12 protein-coding genes and 1 CRISPR repeat array are annotated in these 11,846 nt (G+C 37.5%); of the genes, 2 read left to right on the top strand and 10 right to left on the bottom strand.

Annotation, left to right across the window (positions count from 1 at the left end; genetic code table 11):
* Positions 1-245 precede the first annotated feature (245 nt).
* Positions 246-1,109 (top strand): RluA family pseudouridine synthase, encoded by an 864-nt coding sequence (locus tag IGL86_RS02145; protein ID WP_010710803.1) that lies wholly within the window; start codon positions 246-248, stop codon positions 1,107-1,109.
* Positions 1,110-1,233: 124 nt separating this feature from the next.
* On the opposite strand, the gene IGL86_RS02140 is transcribed toward IGL86_RS02145, so the two are convergent.
* The 5 genes from IGL86_RS02140 to IGL86_RS02120 form a co-directional block, all read right to left on the bottom strand.
* Positions 1,234-1,788, bottom strand: coding sequence for a GNAT family N-acetyltransferase (locus tag IGL86_RS02140; protein ID WP_002367997.1), 555 nt, complete (start codon positions 1,786-1,788; stop codon positions 1,234-1,236).
* A gap of 23 nt (positions 1,789-1,811) precedes the next feature.
* Complete coding sequence (locus IGL86_RS02135; protein ID WP_002375919.1) at positions 1,812-3,320, bottom strand: phosphoglucomutase; 1,509 nt, start codon at positions 3,318-3,320, stop codon at positions 1,812-1,814.
* Between the two features lie 33 nt (positions 3,321-3,353).
* Positions 3,354-3,809, bottom strand: coding sequence for an arginine repressor (gene argR, locus IGL86_RS02130; RefSeq protein ID WP_002355509.1), 456 nt, complete (start codon positions 3,807-3,809; stop codon positions 3,354-3,356).
* A 141-nt stretch (positions 3,810-3,950) separates the two neighbouring features.
* Entirely contained in the window at positions 3,951-5,468 is a 1,518-nt protein-coding gene (locus tag IGL86_RS02125; RefSeq protein ID WP_033625968.1) for an ABC transporter permease/substrate-binding protein, read from the bottom strand.
* On the bottom strand, positions 5,469-6,422 hold the full coding sequence (locus tag IGL86_RS02120) for an ABC transporter ATP-binding protein (protein WP_033625969.1): 954 nt from the start codon (positions 6,420-6,422) through the stop codon (positions 5,469-5,471).
* Positions 6,423-6,658: 236 nt separating this feature from the next.
* Between IGL86_RS02120 and IGL86_RS02115 the strand changes: the two genes are divergently transcribed.
* Positions 6,659-7,672 (top strand): acyltransferase family protein, encoded by a 1,014-nt coding sequence (locus tag IGL86_RS02115; protein ID WP_033625971.1) that lies wholly within the window; start codon positions 6,659-6,661, stop codon positions 7,670-7,672.
* A 447-nt stretch (positions 7,673-8,119) separates the two neighbouring features.
* Positions 8,120-8,485: direct repeats of the CRISPR family, unit length 36 nt; unit sequence GTTTTGGTACCATTCTAAACAACATGACTCTAAAAC.
* 59 nt (positions 8,486-8,544) lie between these two features.
* Here the strand turns inward: IGL86_RS02115 and IGL86_RS02110 are convergent.
* The 5 genes from IGL86_RS02110 to IGL86_RS02090 are packed head-to-tail and all read right to left on the bottom strand — an operon-like array spanning position 8,545 to position 11,845.
* Positions 8,545-8,799: a hypothetical protein gene (locus IGL86_RS02110; RefSeq protein ID WP_016630708.1), complete on the bottom strand. Its 255-nt coding sequence runs from the start codon at positions 8,797-8,799 to the stop codon at positions 8,545-8,547.
* A gap of 21 nt (positions 8,800-8,820) precedes the next feature.
* Positions 8,821-9,300, bottom strand: a complete 480-nt coding sequence (locus IGL86_RS02105; protein WP_016630709.1) for a hypothetical protein — start codon at positions 9,298-9,300, stop codon at positions 8,821-8,823.
* A gap of 21 nt (positions 9,301-9,321) precedes the next feature.
* Entirely contained in the window at positions 9,322-9,801 is a 480-nt protein-coding gene (locus tag IGL86_RS02100) for a hypothetical protein (protein WP_010824405.1), read from the bottom strand.
* 17 nt (positions 9,802-9,818) lie between these two features.
* Entirely contained in the window at positions 9,819-11,489 is a 1,671-nt protein-coding gene (locus IGL86_RS02095) for a DNA/RNA non-specific endonuclease (RefSeq protein ID WP_430605631.1), read from the bottom strand.
* Positions 11,483-11,845: a hypothetical protein gene (locus IGL86_RS02090; protein WP_430605629.1), complete on the bottom strand. Its 363-nt coding sequence runs from the start codon at positions 11,843-11,845 to the stop codon at positions 11,483-11,485. Before IGL86_RS02090 ends, IGL86_RS02095 begins: the two co-directional genes overlap by 7 nt.
* Position 11,846 lies beyond the last annotated feature (1 nt).

Raw genomic sequence — 11,846 nt, 5'->3', positions numbered from 1 at the left:
ATGATCTTTTCGCTGTAGCAAAGGAAATATGGCCTTCACTAGAGGTAAATAATTGCTTACGCTTAGAAACGAGTCTTTATTTAGCCTCTATTCTATCATGCTTTTCTTCGTTTTTTATGTAAATTTGTTTAAGAATCTCTCAAGGAACTGCCTTTCTAACAAATTTCAGCTTTTTTTCCGTTCTGACTTGACCTTTTGAGCAGCTTTGTTACACTAAATAGCGAATCAGTGAAAGGTGGGATTTGGTGGAATATTCAATGAGATTACCTGAAAATTTTTCAACAATGACTGTAAAAGAACTATTAGAAAATGAGTGGCTAGTCCCTCGAAAAGTGCGCCATTTTTTACGCACGCGAAAAAATGTCAAAATCAACGGAGAAACAGCTGCTTTTCATTTTCCAGTCCAAGCTGGCGATTGTGTCACCTTAACGTTTGAAGAAACCGATTATGTACGTCCCACTATTCATTTGGGGGAAGCAACGCGTGTGAAGGTTCTATATGAAGATGAACATTTAATGATTGTAAATAAACCTTATGGCATTAAAACCCATCCAAATCAGCCACAGGAAACAGACACCTTGTTAAATCATGTTGCTGCCTATTTAGCCGAGAAAAATCAGGTCCCTTATGTCGTTCATCGATTAGATAAAGAAACCAGTGGTGCGATTGTCTTTGCTAAAAATCCTTTTGTCTTACCTATTTTAGGGCGTTTATTAGAAACAAAACAAATTTACCGCCAATATCAAGCGATTGTAGCTGGTCACTTTAACCAAAAAGAACAGACAATCAATCAGCCGATTGGTCGTGATCGGCATGATCGCCGGAAACGACGGATTGATCCTCAAAAAGGGGATTCAGCGATTACACATGTCCAAGTGGTCAAAGCTCTTTCTAATAATCAAACCGCAGTTACCTGTGTTTTAGAAACAGGTCGGACGCACCAAATTCGGGTCCATTTAGCTAGCGAAGGGCATCCAATTATTGGTGATCCGTTATACAACCCAAAATCGCAGGCAGCTCGTTTAATGCTCCATGCTTCACAACTTCATTTACTCCATCCGTTTACAAAAAAACAAATCGTTGTGACTGCAGCGCCTGGCCTATGGTAAAAAAAACAGAAGAAATCGGACGGTAACCGCCGATTTCTTCTGTTTTTTTATTTTACCGCACATTCACTGCTGAGAACGGTATATCTGCGTTTGCTCAGTGTCTTGGTGTTAAACAGTTCCTGAGCTAACTCTCAGCCTTAATCATTTGTAGCCACTCTTTTTGTAAAATTCCGTAATTGTAGATATCCAGCCATTGGCCATCTTGAAATAACGCTTCTCTATCAATTCCTTCTTTTTTGAAGCCTACTTTTTCATAAACATGAATCGCTTTTTGATTGTTACTATTGACAGCTAATCTGATTTTGTGCAAGCCCAATTCATAAAAAGCAAATTTACAAATTAAAGACACCGCCTCAAAGCCATATCCTTGACCACGTTGCTCTTTTTGTAAAATAGCAATCCCTAAATTGGCCCCTCTATTTTTCAACTGTACATCAGACAACGAAACCCAACCAATAAATTCCTCTGTCGTATTTTCTAAAATAGCAAATAGAAATCGATCATCTTCTCCTTTATTAATCGTGAAATCTTTCCATTCTTCAAGCCCCCACGGATGTAAAGCATCCCAGCTCAAATGCCGAAGCAATTCATTATCCCATTGCTGTTTTGCAATATGTTCGATATATTCTTCTCTAAAATGAGAAAAGCCAATGTGTTTTCCTTTTAAGACATTTTCCATAAGAACACCTTTAATTTCCTAGATTATTTTTCTATTTGCTGACTATCTATTTCCTCGTATTTTTGTAAAAAAGTGGCAATTTTTTCGATGACACACGCATTTTTATCGCTTTGGTCATTCTCTACCTGAAGAACAAGCAACGGTTCATGCAGACTTAAGCGTAGCAAAAACCACCCACTGCCATATTGACCAGACACGTTTCCTCGAACACCTTCTTGGTTTTCACGGTCCACAGCAAAGTCTGCTTGATTTTCTACAAACAATTCAAAGTCTCGCAAGACTTGTTGCCCATAACAAGTAACATCCTCCGCAGTAATTTTAAAGCGAAATTCGTTGGTTTCTGCCGGTTGCTTCAATGTAGCAATTAGATCACCTAACGTTTGATTGTTTTGTTTCAATTCTGGTAACAACATTAAAATTTTCGCCACGACATATGCACCATCATCCAGATTGTAGTTTTCTTGAAACGCTGCATGACCACTGGTTTCAATGGCTAACGGTGTCTGAAAGCCCCCATGATTCAATTCAATCATTTTATTAATGACATTTCGGTAACCAGAAATATAACGAATCTGTTGGCCGCCTTTTTCCTCAATAAATGTTTTTAAATGACTTGAGGTTGGCGAATTTGTCACAATATAACTACCAGGCGCTTCTTTTAAAACGATTGCCGCTAAAACAGCAATTAAATTATTTCGGTTTAGTACCTCACCTGATTGGTCCACCACAGCCGAACGATCTACATCTGTATCAAAAATAATGCCCAAATCTGCTTGATTAGCTAAAACAGCCGTTTGAATACTTTTCATTGCTTCAGAATTATCTGGATTAGGTACATGATTAGGAAAATGCCCATCTGGTTCTAAAAACTGTGATCCCGTCGTATCAGCGCCCAAAACTTGAAGAACCTGCTCCGCAAAGAAGCCCCCAGCCCCATTACCCGCATCAACGATAATTCGAAAGCCCTGTAAAGGTTTCTCTTCTAGCGAATGAATTCCTTGGCGGATTTTTTCCACCAAATGCTCCGCATAAATTGGCAGTAACTCTTGCTTCATCAGTGTGCCATTTTCATTGGCTGTCAGCGGATCAGTATGAGATAAAATATACCGAATATCTTCTTTTTCTGCTCCACCTTCTGCTGTGAAGAACTTCAAGCCATTAAAATAGTAAGGCAAATGGCTAGCTGTAATCATAATCGCTGCATCACATTGAAGCGTTGGAAATTGAGTAGCCATAAACATAGCAGGCGTCGTAGCTAAACCAACGTCAATCACCTGAATACCTAATGAAAGAAACGTATCTACTAATGCTTGCTTAATCGGCTCCGCCGTTAGACGACTATCATGTCCGATTGCAATTGTCAGGCGCTGTTGTGCCTTTCGTGGCAGCTGTTTTTTATCCTGTAACCAACGAACCACGCCCACCGCAATCTCGGCTACTGCTGTTGCGGTTAATGTTGCAGTTTGCTCTTCCGTATCCAAAGCAATTCCCCGAATATCCGAACCATTTTGTAGCGCTTTCAATTCTACCAAGAAAAAAACTCCCTTCTATTGATGCTTTCAATTTTAAAAAATCATATTTTCGATGCGTTCGATAAAGTGTTCCGCATCCTCTTCTGAACGTGTAATCACAATAATCGTATCCGCACCAGCCACTGTACCCGCCACTTCCGGATAAGCTACTTCATCTAAAAAGTTACTCACCACATCGGCATTTCCCATCTCTGTATGCAAGATGACAATAAATTGTACTCGCTCCATTCGAACAACTGAATCTTTCACTGATTCTCGTAATTTCTCTTCACTGCTTGTGCCTTGTGCTTGAGAAAAAATTGCATATTTGACACGACCATCTGCACCATGTGTTTTAACAATACTCATTTCACGGATATCTCTTGAAACAGTCGCTTGAGTGGCTCGGACGCCAAGTTCTTCCAAACGAGTGATTAATTCATCTTGTGTTTCAATTTCTTGTTGCATAATTAATTGTTTAATCAAACGTTGACGTTCTGCTTTTTTCATATAGACCACTCCTCTCCATTCATTTCTTTTATTATATCCAAAAATGAGTAAAAATACAGGTACTTTTCACATTAAACTCTTTATTTATCTGAAAAAGACTGGATAAATGTTTATATACCAGTCTTTTTCAGTAAAAAATACTTATTTAAGAAGATTCTTTTCTTTTAAATAGTCTTTCGCCACTATGCTAGGATCTTGCCCTTCCACATTGACTTGATAATTCATTTCACTCATTTCTTCTTCGCTAATTTTTCCTGCCAATTTATTCAATATTTCTGCTAATTCTGGATATTTTTCCAACGTTGCTGTTTTAATAAGTGGTGCTCCTTGATAAGGCGGAAATAGCGCTTGATCATCTTCTAACGTTACTAAATCGTATTGTCTCAATTCACTATCCGTTGAATAGGCATCAATCACATTTACCTCACCATTATTAATCGCTTGATAGCGTAGCGCCGGTTCCATCGATTGAACATTCAGATTTAAATGATATTTTTCTTGTAATCCCTTATAACCATCTTGCCGATCAATAAATTCTAACGTAAAACCTGCTTTCAACTGATTGCTAATTTTCTGTAAATCACTAATCGTTTTTAATTGATGCTCTTTTGCAAATGAGCGCTTAACTGCGACGGCATACGTATTTTCATAGCGCATCGGTTTCAGCAAAGTAAGGTTTTCTTGTTTTTTCAAGCCAGCGCGTGCCGCTTCATAGACTACTTGAGGTTGATTGTCTAGCTGAGGAGGATTTTTTAAAAAGGTCTCGATCACTGTTCCTGTAAATTCTGGATAAAGATCGATTTCATCTGATTTCAAGGCATTATATAAAAAAGTAGTCTTGCCAAAGTTTGGCTTTAACGTCACCTGAATGTCGCTATTTTCTTCAATTAAGGCTTTATACATATTAATAATAATATCTGGTTCCGCTCCTAATTTGCCAGCAATTGTCAGCTGTTTTTCCTTTGAAGAAGTTTGTTGATTCCAGAAAAATGAACCACCTAACAAAAGGCCTAAAATAGTACCGCCAATGATTAGTCGCCGCCCATTCGCTTTTTCCAACCAATGAATTCCATAATTAAATAAGACTGCTAGTGCAGCTGATGAAAGAGCTCCAATAAAAATCAACGATAAATTATTTCGATCAATTCCTAATAAAATGAAGGTCCCTAAACCGCCTGCTCCAATTAACGCTGCCAATGTGGCCGTACCAATAATTAAAACGGTAGCCGTTCGAATCCCAGAAATAATAAATGGTAACGCCATTTGTATCTCAAACTTAAACAATTTTTCTTTTTTACTCATACCAAATGCTTCTGCGGCTTCTTCTAACGAAGGATCAATTTCCGTCAAACCAGTATAGGTGTTTTGTAAAATTGGGAATAAGGCATAAATCACTAGCGCAACAATTGCCGGTGGTCGACCAATACCAATTAACGGAATCAGTAAGCCTAGCAAGGCTAAAGAAGGGATGGTTTGGAAAATCCCAGTCACTTGTAACAGACTTTCCGCTAACTTGCGATGACTCGTTAAATAAATGGCTAAAGGAATGGCAATCAATGCAGCGAATAATAACGAAATAAAGGACAATTGCATATGCTCGATTAACGCTTGCAGATATTCTTCTTTTCGAGCGAAAAAAGTTTCAATCAGTGCTTGCATCTACTGTCCCTCGCTTTCCAACAGTTGTTCCATAAAACGAGTAATCGTTTTTGAGGTGATACACCCTAAAACTTGTTGTTTTTCTACTAAATTTGCTTTCTCTTGCGCATTAATGAGTTGGACAATCTCTTTTAAATTGGTTTCCATGAAAACAGTCGGCACTGGCTCAATCGTCTCATCTGCGGCTTCTAAAAATGCAGTCAAGTCAGCGCCACAATAGTTCGCTAGTTCTGGCGAAGATTGTTTGAAAAATTGACCGACAAAATTATTTTTCGGATGTTTTTGAATGGCTTCTGGCGTATCGACTTGAATAATTTTGCCAGCGTCCATAATACAGATGCGCTCACCTAACAATAAAGCTTCATTCATATCATGGGTTACAAAAACAATGGTACTCGCTAATTCCTGATGAAGTTCTTTCACCAAACGTTGAAGATGATGTCTTGAAATTGGATCTAGCGCGCTAAAAGGTTCATCCATTAAAATCACTTCTGGTTCAGCTGCAATGGCGCGTAAAATTCCGATACGTTGTTGTTCGCCTCCTGAAAGCGCTGCTGGCTTACGATGCAGATATTCCTCAGGATCCAGCTGAACTTTTTTCAATAGTTCAATGGTTCGCTCTCTGCGTTGCTCTTTGGGCCATTTTTTCATTTCAGGAATCAACTCAATATTTTCCGCCACGGTTAAGTTAGGAAATAAGGCAATTTGCTGAAGAACATAGCCAATTTTTAGTCGTAATTCACGTAAAGGATAATTGGTTACCGCTTGTTCATTGAGAGCCACTTCACCTGTCGTTGGCTCAATGAGCCGATTAATCATTTTCAAAGTCGTCGTTTTTCCACTACCACTCGGCCCTACTAATACAAAAAATTCGCCTTGTTGGATTGTTAAATTCACATCGGACAAAACAGCATTTTCTTGATATACTTTTGAAACATTTCGAAATTTTATCATTTATTTTCACCGCATCTTTCACTTCTTAATAAACAAAATCTTTGGAGGATCGTCACTCTTTCAGTATAATTTAAGACTAACATCCTGCCTAATTTTTTGTTTTAAGCGCAAGTATGTGGGGGCTCATTTAACGGCTGCCGGTTCGTATCTACAATTATCTACTCAATGAATGGAAAAATTGTCCTCTTCTGCCTTAAACAAAAGTGACCTGTTTTCTACTAAAAGGAGTGATCGTTATGGAAAACGACAAGCGAATTTATAAATGGGACAACGTGAAACTTTTTTTAATTTTCTTAGTGATTTTTGGGCATATTTTAGATCGTGAAGCTTCTCCTTCACGACTCATGGAAACGATCAACTTTTGGATCTATTCATTCCATATGCCAGCCTTTATTTTTGTCTCTGGACTCTTCAGTAAACATGCCATTAAACAACGAAAATATCTCCGTTTACTTTCCTTTGTTTGGCTTTATCTCTTAGCGAAGTTGTTGATTACGCTTGCTAATTTCGCCTTTGCAAATAAAATGAATTTTGATTTACTGAACGAAACGGGCGTTCCTTGGTACTTACTTTCCTTAGCAAGTTTCTACTTAATTACCATCTTTCTTCAGCGCATTCAGCCGAAAATCATGTTGCCAATTATCGTTGTTATCGGCTGCGCCTCAGGCTATTTACCTGTGGAAGGTTTCTTGTCTTTAGGACGGACTCTGGGCTTCTTCCCTTTCTTCTATTGTGGCTACTTAATGGATATTCAAAAGCTGCAAACCTTTTTAGATCATCGCAAAGTCAAATGGGCAGCGATAGGCGTAATTTTAAGCTCCTTTTTATTTGTAAATAGTCAATGGTCATTGGCAACGAAATTTTGGGGCTTCTTAACTGGTTGGGCTTCCTACGCTGAAATTAGTCCGGCCTTTGAATACAGTAGTTTCATTCAGCTGTTCTTTTACGTTGCTGCAGCATTGGTGTCTCTTTCTTGGTTTGCATTATTGCCGAAACGAAAGTTACCTTTAAGCGCCCTAGGAAAAGATACCCTTTACCCTTATCTCTTGCATATGCCCTTAATTATTCTGTTGGAAAGTGGTTTACAATTAGACACACTCTTTAAAGAATGGTTTACTTTCCGAATCCTGGCACTTTTCTTCTTAGCCCTCTTCATTTTAGCTATTACGAATATGCCTGTGGTGAAACGGGGAGCGGATTATCTTTTTAATCCACAATCAATAATGATTCCCAAGAAAATATACAAATAAAGAGCATAGGAAATTAATCCGCTCTCTATGTTTCATGAATCTCATTAAGCATCTTTAACCACATTGAAAGGTTTATCTTTCAATGTGGTTAACTTGACTTTAATTGGGTCCTCAGTTTTACTTTTTTGTATCATCAAATAGTACAACAAAAGCATGAAATATTAATAAAACAGGGAGTGTCATTTTCAATAAATTGGGGATTAGTTCTTGATTTATAGATAATCGTATTCTCTATTCGCAAAGTAATAAATAACGTGACTCTAAAATTAAATAATTTCGTAATCGCATCACTTGCTCTAGCAAAGCTTCAATTTATTACTTATATTTTTTATATAACAATCACATTTATACATATTAACGATATTTTTACATCAATCAAATCGTATCTGCGAAAACTAAACAACATGACTCTAAAACAAATCAACTGAAGGTAATACTTCAGCAAATGTTTTGGTACCATTCTAAACAACATGACTCTAAAACGTGGATGGAGTGGGATCAGGATCATGGTTAGTTTTGGTACCATTCTAAACAACATGACTCTAAAACAAATATATACTTATGGGAGGTAGTGAAGGAGTTTTGGTACCATTCTAAACAACATGACTCTAAAACAAGACATACACATGCAACTTTTCTAATTGAGTTTTGGTACCATTCTAAACAACATGACTCTAAAACCCGTTTTTGCGCTATCCCCCTTGAAATCATGTTTTGGTACCATTCTAAACAACATGACTCTAAAACGCTTGCGAGATTTTGCTGCATGTGGTCTTTGTTTTGGTACCATTCTAAACAACATGACTCTAAAACCTCGGAGAATTATTTTTTTCCAAAGTTCCGTACTCGCATCACTTATCCATAGCTAGATTTCAGTTTATTAGGACTGTTTCTTGTCTATCTTGTGAAATATCAAATTGCTTCTCACTTTCACTCAATACAGAATTAACTTGGTGCATAAAAAGAATCTTACCCTTTATCTTAAAAAATAAATTAAAGAAATAACCACCATCTTCTATTGAACCATATAAATAAATGTTTTCTGCTCGTCCTTCTATATACTCATCTGCAATATCCACCATATCTGCTTGCCAGTCCATAAATTCATCTTCAAATATTTTAGTCATATAAGTTTCTCCAACAAGTGACTAAAATCCAAATTCTTGGGGATTTTCTACAGCATTTTTTACTTCTTCGTACCAAGATATGAAAATATCATAGTTAGTTAAATCATCAGAATCTAAATACTGAAAATCATATTTATACTTTGCTTCAAGGCTGTTTTGTTTAACATCATAAAACAGTTTAAACTGTGTAGGTACAGGTTTAGAATACTTTTTGCATACTTCAGCTATTTCTTGTAAATCCTTCGTACCCAGCTTTAATGCCTCCCAACACCTATCGTCAGAGTTATCATACTTTTTTTCTTCAGGTTTTAATGCCGTATTTACTTCGTCCATCGTGACAATTTTATTATTAATTTTAAAAAATAGGTTAAATGAGTAACTACCGCCTTCTATTGAACCATACAAATAAATTTTTTCTGCGCGCTCTTCAATAAATTCTTCTGCGATGGCAACCATATCTACTTGCCATTCCATAAACTCATCTTCAAATACTTTTGTCATCTAACTTTCTCCAACAAGTTATTAAAATCCAAATTCTTGGGGATTTTCTACAGCACTTTTTACTTCTTCGTACCAAGCCATGAAAATATCATCGGTATATAAGTCTTCTGTGTTAGAATATTGTAAATCATACTGGTACTTTGCCTTTAGATTATTCTTTTGAACATCATAATACAGCTTAAACTGAGTGGGAATTGGTTTATCATATTTCTTACATACTTCGGCTATTTCTTTTAAGTCCTGTACACCGATCTCCAATACTTTCCGCCGTCTATCACTTGATACATCATATTTTTCTTCAAAATTTTTTAACGCATCATTTACCTTACTCATAAAAACAATTTTGTTATTAATTTGATAAAATAAATTAAAGGCGTACGTACCTCCTTCTATAGATCCATACAAATAAATTTTTTCTGCTCGATCGTCAATATATTCTTTTGCAATATCTACCATATCTGCTTGCCAGTCCATAAATTCATCTTCAAATATTTTTGTCATATAAGTTTCTCCTAAGTTTAATTTATATTTTCAATCAATGCAGAGTAGTCTACCCCGTCAATAGTATAATTAACATCAAAAGACTTTGGACGAAGAGAATTCCCTTTATAATGAATTTTTATTTTCACAGAGACTTCCTTTCCAGCTTCGATTGCTTTTTTCCAAGTTCTCTCTAAACGACCGTAATCTTTCAAATTTACGTTTTTAGCTTGCGACAATAGATTGTTTAATTCTGGAGAACCGCCAAACATATCTGCAAAAATATGTCCCGCATGGTCATCAGGTTGTTTATCTAGTGTATTCGGATTGTGTCGTTTTCTACCTTGATGTGTCTTGAGTTTCAAGTTAGCATCTGCATTTGAAACCCTTCCCAACTCATCTGTCTTATACCCATAATCATGTTCTCCAGATTGATATTCATTATTTGGTTTCAAATCTTTATGCTGGTGTCCATAATTCCGTGCAAAGCTGTAATTCACCGAAGAGGTCGTCACGCCCATTTTCCGAATGGCATCTGTTACAGCGACAGCTCCTACGCCCATCGTTGTGGCACCAGCCACCATGCCTGCTTGGCTCACACCAACAGCTACCAATGTTCCACCAGAGAAATAGGTACCCGCAAAGTCCAAACCGATAATCCCTAAGCCAGTTAAAGCAGTCACCACACCTGTTGCCAATTGCAACAATGAGTCATTCAAGGCTTCCCATTGTTTTTTGTCTAGTTCTTTGTTGGCTTGCTCGGTTAGTTCCTTGTCATTCTTCCCATTTTTCAGGATAATCACGCCATTACCTGCACCAAAATCAACTGGCATCACTCGTAAAATGTTGCCTTTATCATCAAAAAGTAAGAGCTGATTCAGTTCTTGAATGGCTTTGTCCCATTGCTTCACAGGAACGTTTTTTAACGTTTCCTGCATAATCTCTTGATAATATTTCTGGGCTTCTACAGGCAAATTCAGCTGGACCATGCCTTTGGTTAACGCAATTTGTTTCTTTTCATCAGTAACACTTTGTTTTTTCACGGAAGTAAACCAAGAATGATCAAAACCAACTGGTAATGTATACTTTCCTGTGGCTGAATCCACTTTGGTACCATTGAGTACTTGAATGGATTGTGTCACGATTTTCAATTGTTGTAAACTATTTTCAAAAAGCAAAGCAGTTTGATGGTCAAATTGTTTGAGTCCATTTAGCTTTTGTTCGGCTTCTCTCAACTTGTCCAGTAAGGCAACTTTGGCATTATGGAGACGTTGTGTGTCCATGTGAATGGCGTGAAGAAGCGGTTTCACCAGTTCGCCAATCAAAGAAGATTCCAATTGTCTCGCCATGTCAATTTGATAATCAATGGTTCGAAGCTGACGTTGTAGCGAACGAATCAATTCTTGTTGCAGTTCTGAGTCAATCAGCGACCAGCGTTCCACCGCCATTTCAGCATGACGGTATCTTGCTAAATCCTGTTCTAACGATTGAATGGCTTGATCAGCTCGTTTGATTGTGGGAATAATGACTTGTTCAAAAAGTCCTTTGCCAGCGGTATAAGCAGCTCCTGAAAGTTGTTTGCCATCCACTGACTGAACCAAATGTTGACTGCCTTGATTTAACTTGCTGGTCAATTCCCGTGCTTGTTGAATCGTGGTTTTCATACTTGAAACCAGCGCTTGCGAATCTGCTCGGACATATCTTACCATAGAATTTGCCCTCGCTCTCTGAACAACGCTTCACGGTCATCAGCTAATTTCAGTTTTAGTGAGCGATAGTGTTGAGCAAGTGTCTGTTGCTGACTCTGACAGGAATTTCTAACATCGCAAGTAATCGCTTGCAAAAAATCACTCATTTTCTGAGCATCTTCATCACCTAACGAATATAGCTTGTGTAAAATATCCGTGTATCTAGCTTCTTCTCTTTTTAATTCTTGAACCGTGTGCTCTAATTGTTCCATTTGCTTCCGTTCTTCTCTACATAAGATATCTTCCTGTTCTTCTACTTGGGCAATTTTTCTTGTCAGCGTAGCGCGAAGTTCGTTATTTTCCTCTTTTTCACTCATG

Origin of the sequence: Enterococcus sp. DIV0774 (assembly GCF_050539095.1) — a bacterium.
Classification (GTDB): Bacteria; Bacillota; Bacilli; order Lactobacillales; family Enterococcaceae; genus Enterococcus; species Enterococcus faecalis.
The sequence above is the reverse complement of the archived record's forward strand: the minus strand, read 5'-3'. Positions and strand labels throughout refer to the sequence as shown.